Source organism: Dyadobacter sp. OTU695 (assembly GCF_038440355.1).
GTDB lineage: Bacteria > Bacteroidota > Bacteroidia > Cytophagales > Spirosomataceae > Dyadobacter.
Genome location: NZ_JASATN010000011.1, coordinates 222,559 through 246,331, shown reverse-complemented (window position 1 = coordinate 246,331; position 23,773 = coordinate 222,559). Strand labels below are relative to the sequence as shown.

General features: G+C 49.4%; 12 protein-coding genes. All 12 read right to left on the bottom strand.

Features of this window, described 5'->3' with window-relative positions:
* Positions 1 to 134: 134 nt before the first annotated feature.
* Entirely contained in the window at positions 135 to 2,090 is a 1,956-nt protein-coding gene (gyrB, locus tag AAHB90_RS20560) for a DNA topoisomerase (ATP-hydrolyzing) subunit B (RefSeq protein ID WP_342087077.1), read from the bottom strand.
* A 251-nt stretch (positions 2,091 to 2,341) separates the two neighbouring features.
* Complete coding sequence (locus tag AAHB90_RS20555) at positions 2,342 to 4,036, bottom strand: hypothetical protein (RefSeq protein ID WP_342087076.1); 1,695 nt, start codon at positions 4,034 to 4,036, stop codon at positions 2,342 to 2,344.
* 204 nt (positions 4,037 to 4,240) lie between these two features.
* A complete protein-coding gene (locus tag AAHB90_RS20550) occupies positions 4,241 to 7,408 on the bottom strand; it encodes a PVC-type heme-binding CxxCH protein (protein ID WP_342087075.1) in 3,168 nt (1,055 codons plus the stop codon).
* A gap of 44 nt (positions 7,409 to 7,452) precedes the next feature.
* Positions 7,453 to 8,358: a ThuA domain-containing protein gene (locus AAHB90_RS20545; protein ID WP_342087100.1), complete on the bottom strand. Its 906-nt coding sequence runs from the start codon at positions 8,356 to 8,358 to the stop codon at positions 7,453 to 7,455.
* A 279-nt stretch (positions 8,359 to 8,637) separates the two neighbouring features.
* Positions 8,638 to 8,970: a hypothetical protein gene (locus tag AAHB90_RS20540; protein WP_342087074.1), complete on the bottom strand. Its 333-nt coding sequence runs from the start codon at positions 8,968 to 8,970 to the stop codon at positions 8,638 to 8,640.
* 84 nt (positions 8,971 to 9,054) lie between these two features.
* The gene (locus AAHB90_RS20535) at positions 9,055 to 9,435 is read right to left on the bottom strand and encodes a hypothetical protein (protein ID WP_342087073.1); all 381 of its coding nucleotides are present in this window, start codon (positions 9,433 to 9,435) and stop codon (positions 9,055 to 9,057) included.
* 385 nt (positions 9,436 to 9,820) lie between these two features.
* Complete coding sequence (locus AAHB90_RS20530; protein WP_342087072.1) at positions 9,821 to 10,549, bottom strand: hypothetical protein; 729 nt, start codon at positions 10,547 to 10,549, stop codon at positions 9,821 to 9,823.
* A gap of 81 nt (positions 10,550 to 10,630) precedes the next feature.
* A complete protein-coding gene (locus AAHB90_RS20525; RefSeq protein WP_342087071.1) occupies positions 10,631 to 11,944 on the bottom strand; it encodes a vanadium-dependent haloperoxidase in 1,314 nt (437 codons plus the stop codon).
* Positions 11,944 to 15,258: a VCBS repeat-containing protein gene (locus tag AAHB90_RS20520; protein WP_342087070.1), complete on the bottom strand. Its 3,315-nt coding sequence runs from the start codon at positions 15,256 to 15,258 to the stop codon at positions 11,944 to 11,946. The genes AAHB90_RS20525 and AAHB90_RS20520 overlap by 1 nt, the downstream gene beginning before the upstream one ends.
* A 141-nt stretch (positions 15,259 to 15,399) precedes the next feature.
* Complete coding sequence (locus tag AAHB90_RS20515) at positions 15,400 to 17,004, bottom strand: SusD/RagB family nutrient-binding outer membrane lipoprotein (RefSeq protein ID WP_342087069.1); 1,605 nt, start codon at positions 17,002 to 17,004, stop codon at positions 15,400 to 15,402.
* 8 nt (positions 17,005 to 17,012) lie between these two features.
* Positions 17,013 to 20,108 carry a SusC/RagA family TonB-linked outer membrane protein gene (locus AAHB90_RS20510; protein ID WP_342087068.1) on the bottom strand — a complete coding sequence of 1,032 codons (3,096 nt, stop codon included), beginning with the start codon at positions 20,106 to 20,108 and terminating at the stop codon, positions 17,013 to 17,015.
* A gap of 339 nt (positions 20,109 to 20,447) precedes the next feature.
* A complete protein-coding gene (locus AAHB90_RS20505; protein ID WP_342087067.1) occupies positions 20,448 to 23,762 on the bottom strand; it encodes a VCBS repeat-containing protein in 3,315 nt (1,104 codons plus the stop codon).
* Between the last annotated feature and the right edge of the window lie 11 nt (positions 23,763 to 23,773).

Sequence of the window (23,773 nt, the reverse complement as noted above, 5' to 3'; positions counted from 1 at the left end):
AATAAAAATTCAACGAATCTAAACAATCTATTGTTTTCGGGCCGATGAAGTTTGTGTTAAATTTTCGTTCCAAAAAGAAACGGATGACCGTGAATCACAGCCATCCGTTTCAATATTGCGGTTTAAGCTAATGGCTACACGTCGACGCGGGCGTACTTGGCGTTCTTCTCGATGAAGTCGCGGCGAGGGGCTACTTCGTCACCCATCAGCATTGAGAACAGGTGATCCGCCTCGGCAGCTGATTCGACAGAAACCTGTTTCAAGCTTCTGTGCTCGGGGTTCATCGTAGTTTGCCATAGCTGCTCGGCATTCATTTCACCAAGACCTTTGTAACGTTGTACGTTCACCGAGTCTTCCTTACCGCCCGATATTTCACGAACCGCTTCTTCGCGCTGTTGCTCGGTCCAGCAGTAACGCTCTTCCTTACCCTTTTTCACAAGGTATAGCGGAGGCTGGGCAATGTAGATATAGCCATTGTCGATCAGGATCTTCATATAACGGAAGAAGAAAGTCAGGATCAGTGTACGGATGTGGCTACCGTCGATATCCGCATCGGTCATGATGACGATCTTATGGTAACGCAACTTGTCGATATTCAATGCACGCTCGTCACCATCCTTACCAATCTGCACACCCATCGCGGTGAACATATTCTTGATCTCTTCGTTTTCGTAGATCTTGTATTCCTGTGCTTTCTCCACGTTGAGGATCTTACCACGCAATGGCAGGATAGCCTGGTAGGCACGGTTACGGCCTTGTTTGGCAGTACCACCCGCCGAGTCCCCTTCCACGAGGTACAGTTCGCACACGTTCGGGTCGGTTTCGGAGCAGTCGGAAAGCTTACCGGGCAAGCCTGTTCCCGTGAGGATATTCTTGCGCTGTACCATTTCGCGCGCCTTTTTCGCGGCGATACGTGCTTTCGCGGCAAGGATCACCTTGTCGATGATCACACGGGCCTCTTTCGGGTGCTCGTCGAGATAAGTATCGAGCATTTCCGCTACCACCTGGCTCACCGCACCGGTTACTTCGCTATTTCCGAGCTTAGTTTTAGTCTGCCCTTCAAACTGAGGTTCCTGCACTTTGATCGAGATCACCGCGGTAAGTCCCTCGCGGAAGTCGTCCCCGCTAATCTCCACTTTTTCTTTGGCCAGGATACCCGACTTTTCTGCGTAGTTTTTCAGCGTACGCGTCAATGCGGCGCGGAAACCGGAAACGTGGGTACCACCTTCGATGGTATTGATATTGTTCACGTACGAGAACACGTTCTCGCTGTATGAAGTGTTGTACATCATCGCTACTTCCACCGGAATGGAACCCTTATCGCTTTCCATATGGATCGGCTCGGGGATCAATGGCTGGCGGGTAGCGTCCAGATAAGTCACGAATTCGTTCAGACCTACTTCGGAGTAGAATTCTTCACCCCGGAATTTACCATCTTCGTCTTCCTCACGCTTATCTTCCAGTGTAATGCGGATGCCCTTATTCAGGTACGACAACTCGCGTAAACGGGTGGCTACCGTTTCGTATTTAAATTCCGTTACCGTGAAAATCGTCGCGTCAGGCAGGAAGTGGATGATCGTACCGGTTTTATCCGAATCACCGATCACACGGGTCGAATAGAGCGGTTTACCTTCACTGAATTCCTGCTCGAATATTTTACCTTCGCGGTGCACTTCTGCACGCAGGTGAATAGACAGCGCGTTCACACAGGATACCCCTACCCCGTGCAAACCACCGGAAACCTTATAAGTGTCTTTGTCAAATTTACCACCGGCGTGAAGAACGGTAAGTACCACCTCCAAAGCAGATTTGTTCTCTTTGGGGTGCATTCCGGTGGGGATACCTCGACCATTGTCTTTAACAGTGACCGAATTATTTTTTTCTATCGTAACATTGATGGTGTCGCAGTAGCCTGCCATCGCCTCATCAATGGAGTTGTCAACGACCTCCCAAATCAAGTGGTGCACCCCTTTGAAGCCAGTGTCACCGATATACATCGCCGGACGTTTACGAACGGCCTCTAAACCTTCAAGAACCTGGATATTTTCAGCTGAGTAGCTGTTTACTTCTAGCACTGCTTCGTTTGACATATAGTTTGTTTTACACTTGGATAAAAAGAACCATTATCTGGCTTTTTAAGCACGTAAAGATACGAATTTTTTATGGTTTTACCTAGCAAAATCTGTCGCAAACCTGCCATTGGGCGCGCCTTTCGGGGCGAATCCCAGCCAGGAGACGCCGGAGGTCGAAATATGATATTTCTGTGTTCATGAATTAGGCCCGAGTGGCAACATTGTCTGTTATCCAGCGCCGATGCCTGGTTAATATCCGGTGAAGGAAGCTATTTCAGCACGTAACCGTGGGCGGTACAAACGAGCGTTCTTCCCAGCCGGTAGAATGTCTTCTCTCCCGAGCCCGAGACGTCCAATATACCCAGATCGTAAGTGCCGGGATCCAGGTCTTTCTCCCGTAGCAAAGTATTGAAACCGTTTTTGTAGTAATTACCGGTCGTGATAATATTCTTCCGGGTTTCCACTTTCGGATTCGCGTTGATAAGGGAAATGATGCCGGTAGACGTATCTCTCATGACCAGGAAACGATCGTCCCAAAAGTGTTTCCTCGGAGGCGATTCATTACTGGAAACGAAGTAGAAGACAATGTCGTCATTACCTTCACGCATGATACGGTGGATATCCCAGGTTTCGATATACAGTCCCTCATCCACCACCGCCCCTGTCACCGCGAACATCGAATCCAGCTCCTTCCTTTCCACAACAGCTTCGGGAAGCCAGAAATAACCCTTTTCATAGCCCGGAAAGAGGTAAAACCTTCCATAATTCACAATCGACCGCTCGACAGAATACATGCTGCGGTTATTGCGCCAGTTGTAAATGTCGGCCAGATAAGTCGTTTTCTTGGCTGCGACAGCACCGGTAAACCGGTAATGCGAATAGGCCCAGTAAAAAATGCTCAGCGACAGAACGGTTACGTAGACCCATTTCCTGCGGAAAAAGTCGGTGTAGAACACGAGAAATATATAGAAAATGGCCGTCGAAAGTGAGGCATAAAGCTGAAACCGGCTCGCGATGGTAGTCCCTGCCCAGGACCGGAAAACTGCAATTACCGTACTGGAAATAAAAATGAATGCAAAAAGTGTCAGCAGTTCGATCGTTCCGGGCTTGATTGGCTCGGGCTTTTTGAAATATATACTCGCAACACGGCGCGTTACCAGCACCATGCACCCTACAATCACCAGGCCCCAAATGGCCGAGACGAGCTCCGGCATAGCCCAAAGGGACATTGCAGAGCCCACAAAACCAAAGAGCGACGAAAAGAACATAAGGGCATTGTTAGGCAAATTCCCCGCCTGCCCCGACTCGTAACCCGCCAGGTAAACACTCAGGCAAAGGAACATGAAAACAGCGGTCATGATCGCCCTGCGGAAATCCTTATGGCACAGAAAGAAGAATATGATTGCCGGAAAGGAGAGAATCCCGTTGCCATGGGTAAAAGTGGCCAGAAAACAGCACAGCATCGCGCCGTAAAACGCAGGCTTGGTACCCCGTGAAACGAGAATGATAGCCGTAACCGTAAAAGCCGTAAGATAGGAATGCTGCATCCCTGTCAATGCCCAGGTAGACACCTCGTGATACAGCGGATGAAAGAACAGAAAAGGAACCGGGACGAAATAATACAGCGGCAGGTTTGCCTTGCGAAAGTTGAGATAAAGAAAGTAAAAGATATAGGTTAGGTTGAGCGACACCAGCAAGATATAGAAGCGAAGGTGCAGACGACCGGTTAACACGTAATCAATCAGGGAAATAAATCGCGGTACGACCGCCTTGTGGTCGTTAAAAGTGAGGAACATTTCCCCGATCAGACCCGTAAAACCTACTTTACCGCCGGAAATGGCATGGATGAACTGAATAAAAAGGAAATCGTCCTGAAAAGGAAAATCGACAGAGAAATGGAAATTATAAAGAATAAATAACAGTATAACGGTACAAATGGCGACAATCGGCAAGAATCGAAGCATGGTTTAGGCTGTAACGTATATTGATGTGATAGATTCAGGATTCCATGTAAGCAAATCTAAATTATTAACGCCGCTAATCACCGCATATGATTTACTTTTCTTAGCAACCGGAAAAACGCCAAATTAATTGTTGTAAAATACAAAGAGCGGAAGACAATTCTCCCGCCCGTTGTATAAATAATTAACAACCATGCCTTCTCAGGCTTACATTTTCTCCAATGGATGGTCTTTCAGGAGCTGGTCCGGCGAATAAAAATCCTTTTTGCTCTCGGTTGCTGCGCGTACCTGCTTCACTTTCTCAGGCGAAATCGCCGATCCTTTGTTTCCGAAAGAATTTCGCACGTAGGTTAGTACCGCCGCCACTTCATCGTCTTTCAGCAAACCTGCAAACGGCGTCATAGGTACTTGCCCCGGGTATTTCTTGTCATTTACCTCAATCGGCCCAAGCAAGCCCTTCAATGCAATCTTGATCAGCCGCTCGTCGCTGCCGTTAACCCAGGGGCCCGCAAGTGGCGGAAAACCGGATGCTTCCAAACCTTTGCCGTCGGGCTGGTGACAGGTCGTGCAATAACCTTCCTTCGAATAAATCTGGCGCCCCTGATTGAACAGGATCAGGTCTTTGCCTTTAAGGCTGGTAGTGGCGACACTCTGTTTCTCCCTTTTCACGTTCTCACCTTTCAAATGCGCCACCGCTGCTTCGTACGCATGGATCGTCCAGTCATCGAGTTCCATCTTTTTGGCTTCGGCCAGGATGGGCAATCCTTTTTCTTTACCGATCCAGGATGCCGCTACAATGGCCATCAACCGCACGCGGCTGTTCTCGTCGCGCGCCGCCTGCATCAGCAGATCCGCCTGATCAGGCACCTGGTGACCGGTATAGCGCACTACCTGCACTGCCGCGGCACGCGCGTGGTAATCTTTGGCTTTCAATACCTGTTTTAAAAGCTTCTGATCAACTTTGTCTATTCCCCAGCTTACCCAGAGCCCTTCCAGCAAATGATGTTCGTAACGCGGATCGTTTTTATCGAGCTTCGCCACCCAGGCATTTAGCTTGGCCAGCACCTGCGAGGCGTCGCGGCCACGTAATTCGCGGCGGGTGCGGTAGCGGGTGCGGTATTCTGGAAGTTTAAGGTTATCCAAAAGCTCTTCAATGCTGGCACCATCCACCTTCGCAGGCGTCACGAGCGGGCGAGACGGGTAGGTAATGCGGTAGATACGTCCGTGTGAGTGGTCACGCAAGGGGTCACGCGCATTGTGCTGCATGTGCCCGATGAGGATGTTATGCCAGTCGATCACGTACAACGATCCGTCCGGGGCGAATTCCATGTCCACGGGGCGGAAATTGCGGTCTTCGCTTACCACCAGGTCCTGGCGGTGATGGCTCTTGTATCCCGTACCTTCGTCGGTAAGGGTGTGTTCCTTCGTTCCAAGGAAGCCGATGGTGTTATTAATCAGAAAATCACCCTGTATATCGTCCGGAAAATGACGGCTCGATACAAATTCGAGGCCCGAGGTAGGACGAACGCGGTGTTTGTCCTCCACCAGCTGCACCGATTTGTGGGTCGCTTCGCCATAGCGTGGTAAAACGCTGCCTGGCAGCATCCAGCGGACATCGGGGCTAGATGTTTCAGCAAAAAATGGCTGGCCCCAATCGTCGAATGCAATACCCCACGGGTTCGGAATCGAAAGCTGCGCGGTGCGTTCAAGCTTTTTCAATTGCGGCGCATAGCGATAGAAACCGCCATTCGTAGCGCGGACAGGTCCATACGATGTCTCCACATTCGTATGCAGAAAAACACCCTCGCCCGAGTAGATGGCACCCGATGGATCCACCGTAAATGCATGGCTGTTGTGGTGCGTGTCGTGATCGTCGAAACCGCTCAGCAGAATTTCCTCCTTGTCAGCTTTGCCGTCGCCGTTGGTATCGGTCAGCAATTTCAGGTTGGTCCCCTGCGAAACGTAGACACCTTCCTTAGCGATTTCAAAACCCAGTGGCAAATGCAGGCCATCGGCGAAAACGCTTTGCTTATCGGCCTTACCATCGTTGTTGGTATCTTCAAAAATGATGATCTTATCGTTCGGCTTCGAATCTCCGGGCTTGTAATGCGGATAACTCGGCATAGTGGCAACCCAAAGGCGGCCCTTATTATCAAACGACATCTGCATGGGTTTCGCCAAATCAGGAAACTCCTGTTCCGAAGCAAAAAGCTCGATTTTATAGCCTTCCGGTACTTTCAGCTTCGCTAATGCGTCGTTTCCGTACAAGTAAGTGAGGCTACCATTTTTTTCAGGGTTAAAATTGGTTTTGACCTGAGGCAGTGCTCTCGTATTCTTGTCTGCAACTGCCAGATCTGTTTTCTCTCCTTTCGAAGCGGCCAGCCAAATCGCCTGGTCGCGGATATCGGTCAATTGGCGGATCTTCTCAATTTCGGCAGGGTAGTTATCCGGCCCGAAAGGGTTATAGCGGCGACCATAAACGTGTACGCCGTTCGGGATTTTGAAATCGTTGTGCCACATCCAATTCTTTTCATTCACAGCCTCATGCACTAATTCCCGGCTTTTAGCTTTTGCAGCCGTTTTTCCGAAAATTTTATCTACCAGAAGCACACCCAGTTTCTTATACCCCTCCGCATTCAGCTGTGATCCGTCGATCGTAAGGTCCTCTTTCGTTTCAGCGTACCACTTTTGAGAAGGGGCAAATGCGTCCACAAAAAGAATTTTGTTCTGATCAGCAACTTCCTTCATTGCTTTCGTATACAAAAGGAGGTTTTCATTCTCCTTCTTGCCATTCGGCAGGTCATACTTAGCGGAGAGGTCTTCAAAAGCGATCGGCGAAACGATCACCAGTTGCGGTGCCGAGGTACCGTTGTATTTCTGCTTTAAAGTCCATTTAATGAATGCATCAAGCTCTGCCTTGTAGTTGGCAAGGCCCGCTTTTCCTTCAAAAGACTCATTATACCCAAAAAACGAAATAATCACGTCGGTTTTCAGGCGGGTGAGCCATTGGTCGGGTGTATCGAAGTGGCCTTCGCTTTCGGACGGGTTCGCCAGCTCGGTCTGAAACTTTTCAGCTCCGGGGAAAGCCCAGGGAGTGTTGCGGCTTGCGTGCGGGCGGAATCCCGGCGTATCGCCGCCGTCGCACATGTTGCGGATAACGAGGTTATCGTCCGGATAACGTACATACAATTCCGTTTCGAAATTGTCGTAATTCATCATCCGCGAACCGAGGTTATTGCCAATCAGGGAGATGTGCGTTCCCTTGCCGATTTTGACCGGTGCAGGTTGGTTCAACTGAAACGCGCTGAATCCAATGACTGCCAGTCCAAATGCAATGAGCGATAAATAAACGCTGATTTTCTTGGGTTTAGACATTTGAAAAGATTTTAGGTTGGGTTTTTAGGTAGCGTTATATGGAATTATTTGGCTTCACGGTAAGGTACCTGGATGTCCATTTTGCCCTTCCATTCTTTCGGGATTTTCAGCCCGAGTTCATCATGGATCGCATTGATAACCAAGCGCTGGAATGGTTCGAGCCGGAAATCCTCCGGGTGGCCCAGGGTTGTCATAAACACTTTTCCGCCGAACGAGTTGGTACCGGTCCAGGCCACAGGGTTTTCGATCGCTTCTTTATCCGGGTTCACTGATTTACCCATCAGCAGCCAGGTAGAGCCTTTGGTAGGGTAATCGGGCAACACGCGGTACAGCCACGATCGGACGTGGAACGGGCCTGTCACGTCTGTAAGAATCGGATTTTTGGCTTGCTCGGGAATCACCGTCACATCGGTGCTGCTGTTATGTCCATAATGCGTGTGCTTGGCCGCTCCGCCCCATCCCGGAGGCGCATTCAGTGCAAACTCACCGAAAGCGTTCCATTTTTCACTTTCATGGCCTTTCGGAAAATTGAATGCGTGCGTGGTGGTACGAAAACCCATGACCGGCTTGCCGGATTTCAGATAAGCCTCAATATGCGCCAGCTGATCCGTTGGTAATTGACGCCAGCGGAGATAAAAAACCGCGAGGTCGGCGTCTTTCAATGCTTCGAGACCAGGGATATTCTTTTCGCTGTTATGGTCGGGATATGCTTTGAGCACGATCGTACGCATACCGTAATTCTTTTCGAGCTCTGCGGCAACGATCGGCAGCGTTTCTTCGCCGCTGTACTCATGATCGCCCGTAACGAAGACAACCAGCGGTTTGCCGCCCATCGGTTTGCCGCCCGCTTTTTTGTCTTTTTGGGAAGACTGGGCGTCCGCAAGATGCGCGCCGGCCACCACTGCAAAAGCCGTAAAAAGGAGGCAAATGCAGAACTGTTTCAATTTCATCATGAAAGGATTAAAGTTCAAGCTTGTGAGTAAAGGGATATATTGGGAAGACTGTTTAATGCAATTTTTCCCCTAGTTAATTATAAACGAAATATCATGCATCCTGTGTTGTCCTGTTCCGGGAACACAAATGGGACAATCGTGATGGCCAGAAGCAATGAATCGCCTCACTGATCACAAAAACCTGAATCCAAGCTGAGCGAAAATCGAAACAAAAATAAAAAAACCGGACTGTATCCGGCACGTTCGCTTTCATTAAGGTGTATTTTCATCAAACTGTCAAATCCGGACAATCTTCAACAGCTTATTATTCCTGAAGATTAGCTCATGTTGTTGCAAGGCAACAGTATCGCCCGAAAAATCCAAGTAGTCAAAAAAAGGATATTGTCTGACACATTTCTCAATTTGACTCTTAGAGAAATTAGCCGTATTAACAATGCAGACAATCGCTGCCAGCTCGTCTTCCGTTCTTCTGTAACCATCTTGCATGTTGGCAATCGCGACCGCCTGATCTATAATGACGTATCCTTCACCCGCCATCACGAGCAACAGTACAAGTCCGGCCAGAATACCAAAAATCGATTTCTGCTTTCTATTGAAAAATATTTTCATATTTTTTCACAATTATCAAAAAGCCTGAAGACAAGCAGTGTTTTGCTCCGCTCCTTATCCAATTAATAAAGATCCTTGCATCGATCATTCCTGTAAATGCTCTTTCAACTCTTCTTTTAACGCATTATAATGCCTCAATTTATGCGCAATAATGTCCTTCTCCGTAATTCGCGGCCGAGTATTGCGCGGAGGATCGTAATCACCTCCGACCACGGTTATCTGAATCGTATCGCCGGGTCGTAATTCCGTTGTTAGCCAATCCACATGCAGGTCGTCGGCACTATTGAGCCCACTTATCGTAATGTTTAGCTCCTCCGCAGAGTCATCTCTCCGGCGCAGGGCATTCAAAATACAGGTTACTACATAGTTATCTACGCCTAAACCCGCGCGGATCGACTGTTCGCCATTTATCTTGACTTCAAATCCATATCCCATTGTCAATGTATTGAGCTTTTGTAAAACCATTCATCGAATTATCTTCAAACGTCGAGTCTCATAAAAGGCTGTAAGAAGTATAGAATCCTGTCGAGGGGCATAGCCCAAAATCTCATGATTCGCAATAAATGGAAGATCCGAATGCTCATGTAACTTTGCCCCCCTGATAGAACTACCCCATTTTCAAGCATTTGACTATCCAATAAGCAAATTTGAACTTCCCACTTCATTGCCCTCTCAGAATTACAGACTTGAAAAGCAAAAATTACAGATAACATCTATTTAACCATCCTGGTAAAGGTAAAATGAGTGAATATCGCCATAAGGTAGGCGATGTTTACAATGGAAGTTACTTCACGAGTCTGACAGCCCGCAGAAGAAATGAATAGCTATGCGGATTGAATTACCCAACGGATCACAAAAACCTGAATCCAAGTGTGACCGAAAACCGCGAAAGATCCACGCTATCATCCTTCGAAAGGTGAAGCGTTTCCGTGCTGAATTCGGTTTTGCGTTGAAGGCGGTAAATGGCACCCATCATGGCGGTGCCGGTAAGATTAAGGGCGAATTTGGGACTGAGGGGCTGCTCAATACCTACGCTGACGCCCCAGTTCATGGTTTTGCCTGAAAATGTGAATTTCTGCGCCCCTACCACACTTTTATTTTCATAGGGCTGGTAGCCAAGCAACAGGGAGGTAAGGATGGCAGTTTTGCCGTTTTTCAGAAAGGACCGGTGGATCAGTGCACCGCTCAGATGCTGGATGGTCACCTTTTCACTTTGCACGCTATCCATTTTAGCGCTCCCCTTGTACATTTCATAACGCAGGCCAAAGCCCACGTGCTTCCAGGGAAACCAGGCAACATCGCCACCGAATGCAATACCGGATTTGAGATCCTTAAGATACTGCTGTTCGTCGTGGCTTACGACCATGCCCGCACGAAACAAACGATAAGCATAGCCGCCATTCAGGCCGACGCTCCAACGCGGATGGCTGGCGTCCTTTGTACGCACCGCAGGTTTTGAAGGTTTATCCATCACCTCTTCGCGCTCTTTTCTCCATTCGGTAATGGAAGCTTCCTGGGCGCTAGCGCTGTGTGCGAGCATACCCGAAATCAGTAACAAAGCGGCAAACGATCTGATCATTATCTGCGGAACGCGGCGTTTTTTGAGAACCCAAAACTACTATTTTCGAACCATATTAAGCTTTCGAGCATTCAGAAATTGTCAGATCGCAGCTTTAACACCGGCTTTTTTCAGCTTTTCAATGATAAAAACACCCAATGCCCTACCCTGCGCCTGGCCGTTCTCGATGGCATCACGGTAATGAATGCCACCGTAAAGACGCGAAATAGCGGCTTCCTCCGATGCCTGCCGGAATGATTTGAAGTCTCTCGTCGGTAATTCGAATATCACTTCGGTATCGTCGCGGAAGGCGAAATTTTCGCCCAGCAAAAACGTGAGCGTTTCCGCGACGGCTGTCGAAATCACGCTGTGGCCGCTCGTGTATTCAGGGAATGGCGGCGTTTGCAACAGCGGCTGCCATTGAGGATCGATCATGCGGTTAATGGCCGTCTCGGGCCGCACACGGCTGCTCCGGTACTTCTCGTCCCAGCAACTGATAAAGGCGTCCATCAGCGTCGCGGCTACGAGCGAATGGACCATAATGCCTTTGTCGAGGTCCAGATTGGCTTTGGTAGTCGCGATACCGGTAATGTTCATCCAGTGCCCGCCAGGACTGATTTTCTTGAAACCGATATTCATATGCCCGGAGGTATTGATCGCAAACGGGTTGCAGTCCCAATAGGAGGCAATGAAGCGCTGTTGTTCCGTCAGATTTTTACCTACATCATAAACCTCTTTTGCCAGCTTGTGGAAAGTACTGGTACTGTCCTTGCTGAATTCCACCGGCGGCTTCGGCACGAACTGATTGCAGGAATCGATCAGCACGGGGCGGATCGTTTTCCAATGCGGTTCAACCCCCTCGATATAACCCGGCGGGGTCGGGTACCAATATGCGTCGCCTTTCTTCGGACGGTACCGCAGGCGTGTGCTGAGTTTGAGATAACCGTCAGTGGATGCGTCGGCAGCGACTTTCTTGGCCACATCCTGTGCCACGGCAATCGACTTATCGATGGTCGCCTGCGAATGTCCTTCTCCCAATAATGCGATGATCAGCTTCTTCTGATCTTCTTCCAGCATGTACCCCGAGGGGATAATAAGCCGCCCCGTTTCCAGGATGCAATACAATGCCGCGATCTGGTAGTCATAATCCTTCGTACCGATCGCAACAGGGTTAATGCTTTTTGTAAAAACCGTCGGGGCTACGATCTGCCGGTTGTTCAAAGCTACGATCTCGTGTGCACCCAGGAGGCAATAAGTGTAAAAGCGGCTCGCCGCGGGTGGGTTCACCACGTCGTGGATCATCACCATCGTTACCGAAAATACTGCCGGCTGCAAATGCCTGCGCAGTTCCTCTCTGGCAGGTTTGGCAAAAACAGATTGGGTAAAAATCAAAAAGAGGAGACAGATCCGATGCATTACTTCCTGGAATTTTTATAAAACTGCAATGGCTCATTGAATGCGCCAATAACTATAAATGGCTGGTTACCGATATTGACCTGCACAGCCGATTTCACGTCCCCGCTTACCGACATTCCCGTTTCCGGCTGTTCTACGAAACGGAACCCTCCTTTGCCGTCGCCTGCAAAAAGACTACCGTAGCTGGCATCCATACTGCCTAGTTTGAGGCGGTTATCGGTTTTGTTACCTAAAAGGAGCAGGTCCGTTTGTCCGTCATAATTGTAGTCTCCGGACAAAATCGCGCATATAGGCGCGAATTGTGCACGTGCGGGCATCACGAACTTTTCAAACTTACCGTTACGGTTCATGAAGCACACGGTGTGAAGCTCGCGCGCTTCCAGTTTGCCTGCCTTTGCCAGCTCGGCGTTAGGAATCACATCGGGCATGGTCGCATTGGCGTAGTCGCGGTAGAAGGAAAACTTCTTGCGCATCGGGTAGATCTGGTCGTTCAGCTCGTCGCGGCTAACAAACGGGTAGGATTTACCCTGTATATAAAAGTTGAAAAAGGGATCGATGGAGCCATTTTTGTCGAAATCCGCGAAGTATAGTTCGGCGGGCTCTTTTTCAGACGCTTTGATCTGCGAATTCAATCCAAGGTTACCGGCTGCTATATCAGGTTTCTCGTCGCCATCCAGGTCTTCTATTTTGAGGGTATTCCAAAAACCGCTCTCCTCGTTTTTAAAATAGTCGGCTGTTTTATCCTCAAAATCCTTTCCGTTGTAGGTAAAAACTTTTATGGGCATCATTTCACCGGCGATCACGAGTTCTGCTTTACCGTCCCCGTTGAGATCTCCCCATTGTGCGTCGGTCACCATCCCAATCCTGAAAAACGGTGATTCGCGGGTTTCGAACCGGCCTTTACCGTCATTTACCAGTAAATACGAAGCAGGTGCCTCAGGATAACGACCGGGGATAATGCGGCCGCCGACGAAGAGATCGAGGTCGCCATCTTTGTCAAAATCGAACGGGCGAACGCACGACTTGCTGCTAGCCTTCATATTCGGCACCGAAAGTACCGACAAGCTCAGACCGCCCTTGCCGTCGCCCAGATAAACCTCGTCCTGCAGCGACACGGTATTCGGCTCAAAAAGCGAATAACCGCCTTTCGCAACATATAAATCATCAAACCCATCGCCGTTGGCGTCAAAAAACACAGCCGCGGAAATTGCGGACGTATTCTCATCGCCGATTGCGAAACCGGGCATTTCAAGGAATGCGCCGTCCTTCTGTTGCAGCCATATTTTGGCCTGCTTGTTCTGGTCGCCGCTTACGAAAATATCGTCCAGACCATCCTTGTTCACATCGCCTTTCGCCACCACCGGGCCTGTTTGCGAATACATCGAGAGCATCAGCGGCTGCCGTTTGAAATCATTTTCACTGAACCCCTCGTGCTGATAGGCAATCGCCGGGGCCTGCTTTTGAAATACTACATTTGGAATGCTTGCCTTACCGCCTTTCTCAACCTTTTTCCCGCTTTTTTCCACCAGCAGCAACTGGTTACCTTTCACATTTTCGAGAAGCTGGACCGTACCATCCGGCCAGAGGATTTTAACGGTATCGACTACCGCTAACTCGCCCAAGCCAAAATGCAAACGTAATGGTGTGCACGAGAGGTAACCGCGGTTCGGGCTCACTTCCTGGTATTGAAGCCTTCCTTTCGCTCTGATATAAACCCTCGCTCCTATTCCGCCGGCATTCGCTCCGTTCTGTTTCAATTTCAATTGCAGCCAGTTGATATTCTTTGCCTCGCTGGCCGTATTTTGGTATACAAATGCAGGTTCATTGATATTGTTCACAACGAGGTCAAGATCGCCATCGTTGTCCAGATCCGCATACACGGCGCCACTGGATACCGACGCATGTTCAAGTCCCCAGGGCTGCTGCATTTTCGAAAAGGTGAGATCGCCGTTGTTCTTGAAAATGTAGTTGGCCAGCGCTGTGGACGGCATAGCTTTCACGAGGTCCATGAGTTGAAACGGCTCCTTATCGACCGCCCTTTTGATCTTATAGTCACCCCAGTATTTGAGAAAATCTTTATTGGTATAATCTCTCAGATAGCCATTTGAAACGAACAGGTCCTTGAAACCATCATTGTCGAAATCGGCGAAAAGTGGCGTCCAGCTCCAATCTGTATTGGAAACGCCGGCAAACTGCGCGATCTCGCTAAAAGTGCCGTCGCCATTGTTGAGCTGCAACATATTGCGCATGTACTGCTTTTGCAGATCCTGCCTGACCATCAGTTCAAAGGATTCGTAGTTCTCCTGCAATTGCAGCAATTTCTGGCGCTGATTATCCTCGGGCAACATATCCAGCGACATAATATCCGGCAGTCCGTCGTTGTTGAAATCGGCGATATCGATACCCATCGAGAACTGCGCCAGATGCCGGAAATACTGACGGGTTACATCTTTGAACGTACCGTCATGGTTGTTGATATATAGATAATCGGGTTCGTTATAGTCATTGGTAACGTAGATATCCTGCCAGCCGTCCTGGTTCACATCCGCGATCGCAATGCCGAGTCCGAATGTGAGGGGATACTGGTGAATGCCTGCCTTTTGAGTAACTTCTACGAAATGATTTTTCTGGTTTTCAAAAAGCTTGTTACCTGCGAGCTCGTCCGTTTGCGTGCGGAATTTGGCGAGCTCCATATTGTCGATCTTCTTGGTGGTATGGTTGAGCAACATCATGTCCAGATCGCCATCGTTGTCGTAATCAAAGAAAGCGGCCTGGGTGCTATACGAGATATTGTCCAACCCATATTCCTTCGCCTGCTCGACGAACCGGAGGTTACCCTGATTGATAAAAAGCTGGTTTTTGCGGTCTTCGTCCTTCACTTTGCCGGAATAGCAGATATGGATATCAAGCAGGCCATCGCCATTCACATCGGCCATGGTCACACCCGTTTTCCAGCCGCCTTTCCGCCCTTCAAGTCCTTTGCCTGCCGAGGAGGTAATGTCTTTGAACTTCATCTTTTCCCCTTTCGCGCCCAGGTTCAGATAAAGCTTATTGGAACCCATATTGGACGTAAAAAAAAGGTCGTCGAACCCGTCGTTATTGATATCGCCCACCGCTACGCCGCCGCCGTTGTAATAGTATTCGTAGGACATCACATTCTGATTCTCGGTTTCGCTGATGGGGTTCACGAAATCGATCCCCGTCTGCTTGCCTTCGAGCAGTCGGAACAAGTGGCCCTGCGCCCTGACGTCGGTGAAATGTAATGTCAGCAGTAAAATGGCAGGCAGGTAAAAAAGGCGACCCTTGTGATTCATTGAAAGTGCAGTACCGATTTAGAAAGGAAGATTTACTACTAAAATAAAAAACTTCAACCAAAAGTTGAAGTTAAAACTTAGTGCAGTGATTCAAGAAGAAAGCGCTAAGAAAAATAATATTTCTTAGCGCTTTCGTATTATTTATTTGTCCCACCAAACTCTGGACACCCAGTTGTCGCCACTTGCCAGGCGCCCAATGGCATCCTTGTAGTTAGCGCTATTCTGAGTTGCCTCGGTGGTTGGGTAAGGCTGGCGACGCGGGATGGTCCCGTTCGAGAAGTTACCCACGTAGTTGATCGGCGTCAAGACAGGGAAACCTGAACGCTTCCAGTTGCTCCATGCTTCCACGAAGTTAAACTGAATACCGGTAGTAGCCCAGTATTGTTCGTTGATCTGCTTCAATGCATTGGCAGCATCCAATGGATGCGCAGCCGCATAGGCATCGGCAGTTGCAGCGTCGATCACAGCCGCGGCGCCATATTTGCCCACAGATTGGATCCCCGCAGAAAGACCGTTTTTATAATGCGCAGCCGCTGTTCCACCTACCGCAAATCCACGGGTTACAGCTTCTGCCAGCAACAATTCGGTTTGAGCGTAGCTCAGCACAAAAATCGGCCCGCTTCTTGAACGGTAAATGCCAGCTGGACGAGAATATTTGCCGATCGGTGTTACATCGCCGCCGGTACCGGTTCCACCGGGGTAACCTGCCGACTTGGTAATGTCGGTTGCACCGCCGTTCATATCGTAGCCGTTTGGCAGACCCAGCTGATTGGCAGGCGTAGCGTCACCAGCAATGGTAATGCTTTGGTTGGCCGCGAGACCAGCCGCAGGCACTTCGGCGATCTTACCTAAACGTGGGTCGTTGCCCGCTTTCAGGTAGTCGATCATCACTTTGCTCCATCTTACCTGATAAATATCCGCAGGCGTCGACAGTGCAGCGCCGTTACCATTGGTATAGCCATTCGCATCGTCCATTACAATGTAGGCATCGTCTGCCACACTGGTGAACACACCGCCTGCCGCTGCCTTCTCCGCATAGGTTTTAGCAGTAGCTAGATCAGCTTTGGTGAGGCGCATAGCCAGTTTCAGCATCAGGGAGTAGCCGTACTTCTTCCATTTCGAGATATCACCTTTGTATCCTGCAAACGAATCGTTGGCTGGAATAGCAGCAGCAGGATTCAATGCAGCTACGGCAGCATCCAGGCGAGTCAGAAGCGATTTGTAGATACTTTCCTGGGTATCGTAAACAGGCAGCGTGATGCCTGATTTCGCCTGCAACGCCTGCGTATAAGGAATGTCGCCGTAAATATCGGTGATCGTCGCGAGCGCCTGTACCTGCATGATGATGGCGACGTTGGTCAGATTCACCAGGGCTGGCTTATCCTTCGTCAACTGTTCCATTTCATAAGCGAGGCTGGCAGCACGGTAGCCGGTATTCCAAGAGCTTGCCAGGTAGGAGTTCGTATTGCTCGAAATCACATACTTGTCGGCATTGGAATAATAGTTGGCTGCACCAGAAGTTGTGGAAGACAAAATCTGTACCCACATGCTTTGGAAAAGGATCGTACCGTTGTAACCTGCTGTTGCATTCGCATGATTGAACTGAACGGATGGCAATAGCAGGTTCGGATCGAACGTTTCACCCGACGCCTTGGTAGGGTCGGTGTTCAGTTCATCGAATTTGTCCGTACAAGCCAAAGGAAGCAGGCCTGCGAGGACGATCATATTGATTATTTTCTTTTTCATATTAATGCTCATTTGAACTTGAAGGCTACGTTAACACCATAATTGCGCGTGGCAGGCAAGCTGGTACCTTCGATACCCGAGTATTTCAGGTTAGCGCCAAAAGTAGCTTCCGGATCGATATTCTTCGCTTTCTTCATGAAATAGAACAGGTTCCGAGAAACCAGGGAGATATTCACCGCGCGGATCAAAGGCCATTTTTCCAACATTTTCGCAGGTAGGCTGTAACCCAATGTTACCTGGCGCAGTTTGATGAAGTCGCCGTCCACCACGCTGATAGCCGTTACGTTGTTGGCTAGCCCGGTATAATATTTCTCCGCAGTGGCGGTCACTGTATTTGCCGCGCCGCTCTCTGTTACTCCAGTTGTAATGCCACCCTCACGGCCTACCAGGGTTTCTTTGGCCAAACCACGACGGTAAGCGTAGTTCTCGGTAGCAGAAAGGATGTTATTTCCGAAGTTGTAATCTACGAGGAACGAAAGGTTCACGTCACCCAGGCGGATGTCGTTGTTCAAACCACCATAAAGTGTAGGCAGCACAGTACCGTAGTTTTTCAACTCACCCCTGACCGGAATGCCGAATTCATCCACGATGATCTGGCCATTCGACGCATATTTGTAGTCGTAAGCACGGATCTGCGGACCTGCTTCGCCCACTACGAACGCTGTAACAGCATTACCCAGCGTTGCACGGTTGGAGCCGAGTGTGATCGGGTTGTTGTCAGCATCTGTTTCCAGGATTTTGTTTTTAACCGAGGTAAGGTTGAAAGATGCATTCCATTCGAATTTGGAAGTTTTGACAGGCGAACCAGTCAGCATCAATTCCAGACCACGGTTTTGAGTGGAACCCGTGCCAACTACACCAGTCAGGTAACCGGTAGCGCTGCTGTAAGTTGCCGGCATGATTTCATTCTTGGTTTTCTGGCTGTAATAGGATGCGTCCAAGCCCAGACGGTTTCCGAAGAATTTCAATTCCAAACCAAATTCAAGCTCTGATTTGGTGAAAGGTTTGAGAAACAGGTTAGGCAACGCATCGGGGAAACTTCCGGTAGGTATACCTGTAATCGGATTTCCGACACTATAATACTGGCTTGTCTGATAAGGGTCGAATTCTCCGCTGGTACGGGCGTAAGAGGCGCGAACTTTACCGAAGCTCAGGTTCGACACATTCAGCATGTCGGTAAAGATGAATGCACCCGTTACCGAAGGTGTGAAGATGCTTCTGTTTGCGCTGGGCAGCGATGAGAAAACGTCGTAACGACCGGTTGTACTCAGGTTAAGGATACCTTTGTAACCCAGGTCAACACTATAATAGGCTGACTGAACCTCTTTATTTGCCACTTCGTAATTACGGTTGAAGTTCACCACGTTGTTCCAGCTATACAGGTAAGGCAATACAAACGGGCTACCGCCAACGCTTACTTTCTCATACCAGTTTTTACGAACGTTTGCTCCCGCAATCGCATCAAGCGAAATGTCACCGAAGGTTTTGTTGATACCCACCAAACCGTCAATGTTCATTTCGGTACGTTGTGCATTGGACAACTCATCCAATCCGCCTTTTGCTCCATTTGAATAGGCAGTTCCCCATGGAGTCACTTTGAAAATGCGGTCATTGGCATTGTCATATCCGATACGTGCCTGGGCATAAATCCAGTCAGCAAACTGGTATTTCGTCGCCACCGCCGTGATCAATCTTTTGCGATCCACATCGTTCACAAACTGGTTGGTTACAAAATACGGGTTAGTAACGTATTCATCATCCGAGAACACGATTTCCCTTCCGGTTGTAGGGTCGTACCCCGGAGACAGGATGCGCTGATCGATGTTCGTGGCTAGGAACATACCATTGTTAGCGTTCATCGGACCATCACTAAGGATTGGCTTACCCTTGATGTCCTCAATGATGTAGTTAGCCATCACATTCACGCTCAATTTTTTGGTAATGTTCTGGTCAGCAGTCAGGTTGAAAGTTCTTCTCTTCAACCCGCTGTTCTCGATGATCGATTTGTTGTCCAGATTGGCCAATGACAAGCGGAATGAACCATTGTCGCCACCTTTGCTTACCGAAACACTATTGGTAAAGTTGCTACCATTTCGATAGAAGTGCTTCACATTGTCTTTCTGAGCAGAGTATTTATAAGTTTTGCCATCGAACTGGACAATGTCCGAGCCGTCCAGTTTCGCGCCCCAGCTCATACGAGCAGTTTGCTGCGCCAATGCGGTGGTAGTAGGTTTCTGGCCACCGATACCTTGTCCGTATTCATATTGGAAATCGGTCATATCGCGTGGTGCGTCAAGCGAGTAGTTTAGGTTATAATCCACCGAAAAATCGCCCTTTTTGCCTGATTTGGTTTTAATCAGGATTACACCGTTCGTAGCACGTGTACCGTAAAGACCCGAAGCAGCCTGACCTTTCAGAACAGTCATCGACTCGATATCGTCCGGGTTGAGATTACCCAAACCGTCACCACCATCGGCACCACCCCATTCACCGGCGCTACCACGCTGCGTATTATCCATAGGCACACCATTGATAACGATCAGCGGTGCACCACCTGAGTTCATACTTGGCATACCCCGCATCAAAATCTTGGCAGTACCACCAGGACCGCCGCTCGTTCCTTTTACGTTCAAACCCGCCACACGGCCGGCCAGCGAGTTACCCACGTTCGTTTCTCTTGCTTTGGTCATCAAGTCACCACCAATAGTAGTCACTGCATAACCCAGCTTACGTGCCTCTTTTGATACACCAAGAGCCGTCACAACTACTTCTTCAAGATTCGCCACGTCGGGCACCATCTTGATGTCCACCGTACTGCGGCTTCCAACAGCCATTTCCTGCTTCAAATAGCCGATTGAGCTAAATACCAGCACATCTGCATCCTTTACCCCTGCGAGCGAAAAGTTACCGTCCGCATCCGCGTTGGTACCCCGCGTCGTTCCTTTCACCGTTACTGAGACACCAGGGAGTCCCTGGTCTTTTTCATCGATGACCTTACCAGTAACAGTCCGTTCCTGAGCAAAGGAGGTCAACGATGCAAAAAGCAGAAATAGCCCCAGGGGGATAATCCCTTTCCCCAGGACCATGCGTAGCTTTTCTTTCATAGGTCGATAAATTAGTAAATTTTAAATAGGTTAAATTTGGTAAAGACCGAATAATTGCGAAGCAAAAACCGGTTGATGGCAAATATCATCAAATAATTTATAATTAAATAATTTTAAAAACGATTTGTATTTAGGTTATATTTTTAATATTCCTTTAATAAATATAAAAAACCTTTTACGAATAAAACGGATGTCTACGACCGAGCGAATCCGGTTACTTTAACATTTGAATTTGCCGGTATCTTCTGCTCTTTATATACGAAATCCACAAAAAAATGCCCGGAAACCACTACCAGCAGCTTTCGGGCATTTGAAGAATTTTAATCAAAAATTAATTTTTCACCTCCTGAAACGATAACTGATCAAGGGTGCATTGTTAACGCCCCCCACCAGATAGGGTGCGCCGTTTGCCCGTAAAATGGTCAACGCGCGAACGTCGCCCTGCACGTAAAAGCCACTTTTATATTGAGGCAAATAATTGAATTTCAAAGCATTCACATTTGAAAACACTTGCACTAAACCGGCGTCGTTCTTTCCTATTCTTACCCGGGTCTGCCTCGTGTTTCCCCCCAACACAATATCCGGCTTTCCGTCCCCATCCATGTCGTGAACGACAATCGCATGTACCGGTGCGAATTGCGCTTCAACCGGCAAGGCGCGAAAAACCAGTTTACCATTCACATTTTCAAGGATACCAGTCCGGTACTCGTTGACGAAGAACTTCTTAGCTTCTTTCAGCTTACCGGCCGGCAGCATATCGGACAGCACAGCTTTGGAATAGCTGACATAATCAGGATACTTCTTTTTTAATGAAGGGATCTGGTCGAGCAATTCGTCGCGGCTTGCATAAGGGTATTGCTTGCCGTCCTCGTTCAGGGCCACAACGGGAACGATCCTGTCGAGGTTATCGAAATCAGCTGCATACAGCTCCAAACCGCCGGGAGAAGTCACATTCCATTGCCAGTTAGTACCCATATTTCCAACCACAAAATCGGTATCGCCATCCCCGTCGAGATCGGCGGGGTGCAATACATTCCAGCAGCCGCTCAGGTCAGCAGTCCCCCATTTCTTACTCAAATCGATCAATTTACCCTTACCATTGCCAAAAATCCTGACCGGCATCCAGTCGGCAGTTAATATCAGCTCGGGAAATCCATCCTTTTCGAGATCCCGGAAGACCGCATCTGTGATCATACCCGCATTTCGAAGCTCCGGGGCGCGGCTTCCGGTTTCGTCCGAAAATCCGGCTTTACCATTATTAACCATCAGCACACCTCCGGGACTTTCCGGAAAACGGCCGGGTGTTACCCTCGAACCGAGAAAAATATCCAGGTCACCGTCCTTATCCACGTCCCCGGCAGCGACAACGGAGGCATTGGGCGCAACAGCCGGAAATGGCGCCTTCCTGAAATCACCTTTCTCATTCAGGTACAGCCGCGGCATTAGCAGCGGGTCACCCGCATTGAGCTCGTAACCGGCACTCGTCACGAGCAAATCCTGGTCCCCGTCGCCATCGGCATCGAAAAACTCCGCATCTGCATCTTCAAAGGCGGCATCGGCCTCGAAAGCAGCCTGCGGCAACTTTTGGAATGCACCGTTCCTGCTCACAAACAACGCGCCCGACTGGCCCCTCGCGCCCCCGATGTAAATATCATCGGCACCATCGCCGTTAAGGTCTTTTTGGGCCAAATGCGGGCCCTGGTAGCTCAGCATGGCAGGTAGCAGCGTCTGAATGCGGAAATCGTTGCGCGCATCCTCCGTGTGGGTAAAGTCGATGAGCGTAGCGGGCTCCCATAACGGTCCCGGACCGGCCGGAGCGTCGGCAGCCTTTCGGGCATCCGCATACCGGAGCGTTACCTCTTTCCCGCTTATCACCTTCAATACCTGCCGGCTGCCATCCGACCACGTTACAATCAGCGAATCGCCCAGCGGATTGCCGCCCAGCGGACTGCCGCCCAGCGGACTGCCGCCCAAACCGAAATGCAGCGCGTCCCACTGAGCCGACTGAAACCCGCGAACGGGAATAAAATTCCGGGTTTGTGTAAGCGAATCGCTATATAAAGTAACCTTTGCGCCTGCCAGGTAAGCATATTTGGGCGATGACAGTCTGACACGCAAAGATGCATTGGCACCAGGCATCTTCTCGGCGTTATTGCGGTAAATGAACGCTTTCTGGCTGACATTGTTCGTCGCCAGGTCCAGGTCGCCGTCGTTATCGAGGTCGGCATAGATTGCGCCATTCGACTGGTTATTCTTTTCAAAACCCCATTCCCTGTTTTTTTTCGTAAACGTCAGGTTTTTCTGGTTCTGGTAAATATAATCCGGCTCGTTGATCGGCGGCATCTGGGCGATGATCTCCATTTGCTTGGGCGCGTCGCCTCCTTGATTGCTCTGAACTTGTTTATCGGCCGAGTATTTCAGGAATTCCATGTTGGTATAGTCCCGGGCATAGCCATTTGAAATGAATATGTCGTTCCAGCCGTCGTTATCGAAGTCGGCCATTAGTGCCGCCCAGCTCCAGTCGGTATTCGAAATGCCTGCCAGCTGGCCTATTTCACTAAAAACAGGCACACCATTAGGCTTAGTACCACTATTGAGCTGTAACATATTGCGCATACTCTGGTCATGAAAACCCGCGCGGAGCAGTTGCTGGTATTTGTCGTAGTTGTCGTCGCCGGATGTCAGTTTAATGCGTTCGTTGCCTGCCGGGAGCATATCCAGCGTTAAAACATCCATCAGCCCGTCGTTGTTTACGTCGGCGGCATCGGTACCCATCGAGTACAGTGATACGTGACCCATTGCTTCCCGGATCACTTCTTTAAACTTCCCGTTCTTTTCGTTCAGATAGAGGTAATCGTTCTCGTTGTAGTCGTTGGCAATGTAAAGGTCCTGCCAGCCGTCATTGTTGAAATCGTTGACATTCACTCCCAAGCCAAAGCTGAGTACATTGGAAACGATCCCGGCCGAATCGGTCACATTTACAAATTTTCCGCCATCATTGCGGAGCAGCTTGTTGCCATATGCCTCGTTGCGCTGCTGGCGGTAGTCTGCGAGCAAGTTGCTGAACCCCGCGTATTTCTGCAGGGAATGGTTAAGCAGGAAACAGTCGGTATCCCCGTCACGGTCGTAATCGAAGAAAACGGTTTGCGTCGTGTACGAAGCGTCGTTCAGGCCGTATTCGGCAGCTTTCTCTGTAAAAGTCGGGATGCCATCGGCCGTTTTCCCATTGTTGACATACAATACCTTCGTACGCAGCCTCGGGTCCTGCGCACCTGCGCGGCTCACGAAAATATCCACCCACCCGTCGTCATTGATATCCACCACCGACACGCCCGTTTTCCAGCCCTCATTCAGGCCTGTTCCGGACTTTTCCGAAACGTCCTCAAATTCCATGTCGCCGCGGTTGAGGTACAGTTTATTAGCCACCATATTGCCGGTGAAGTACAAATCGATCAGCCCGTCGTTATTGAAATCTGCCGCCGCAACACCCCCGCCGTTATAGAAATAGCCATACCGCAGCACGTTGTTTTCTTCATCCTCATCGATATAATTGTTAAAATCGACGCCGGTCTTGCCCGCATCGAGGAGGGTGAACAGGGTATCGTCCTGCTTGCAGCCGGATACGAGAACGAGCAGTAGTAGAAATTTTCGCATGGGTCGATATG

Excerpts from the sequence above, each read along its gene's own strand:
- AAHB90_RS20515 (WP_342087069.1), bottom strand. The coding sequence starts at position 17,004 with ATGAAAAAGAAAATAATCAATATGATCGTCCTCGCAGGCCTGCTTCCT.
- AAHB90_RS20530 (WP_342087072.1), bottom strand. The coding sequence starts at position 10,549 with ATGATCAGATCGTTTGCCGCTTTGTTACTGATTTCGGGTATGCTCGCA.
- AAHB90_RS20555 (WP_342087076.1), bottom strand. The coding sequence starts at position 4,036 with ATGCTTCGATTCTTGCCGATTGTCGCCATTTGTACCGTTATACTGTTA.
- AAHB90_RS20540 (WP_342087074.1), bottom strand. The coding sequence starts at position 8,970 with ATGAAAATATTTTTCAATAGAAAGCAGAAATCGATTTTTGGTATTCTG.
- AAHB90_RS20510 (WP_342087068.1), bottom strand. The coding sequence starts at position 20,108 with ATGAAAGAAAAGCTACGCATGGTCCTGGGGAAAGGGATTATCCCCCTG.
- AAHB90_RS20550 (WP_342087075.1), bottom strand. The coding sequence starts at position 7,408 with ATGTCTAAACCCAAGAAAATCAGCGTTTATTTATCGCTCATTGCATTT.
- gyrB (WP_342087077.1), bottom strand. The coding sequence starts at position 2,090 with ATGTCAAACGAAGCAGTGCTAGAAGTAAACAGCTACTCAGCTGAAAAT.
- AAHB90_RS20525 (WP_342087071.1), bottom strand. The coding sequence starts at position 11,944 with ATGCATCGGATCTGTCTCCTCTTTTTGATTTTTACCCAATCTGTTTTT.
- AAHB90_RS20505 (WP_342087067.1), bottom strand. The coding sequence starts at position 23,762 with ATGCGAAAATTTCTACTACTGCTCGTTCTCGTATCCGGCTGCAAGCAG.
- AAHB90_RS20520 (WP_342087070.1), bottom strand. The coding sequence starts at position 15,258 with ATGAATCACAAGGGTCGCCTTTTTTACCTGCCTGCCATTTTACTGCTG.
- AAHB90_RS20545 (WP_342087100.1), bottom strand. The coding sequence starts at position 8,358 with ATGAAATTGAAACAGTTCTGCATTTGCCTCCTTTTTACGGCTTTTGCA.
- AAHB90_RS20535 (WP_342087073.1), bottom strand. The coding sequence starts at position 9,435 with ATGGTTTTACAAAAGCTCAATACATTGACAATGGGATATGGATTTGAA.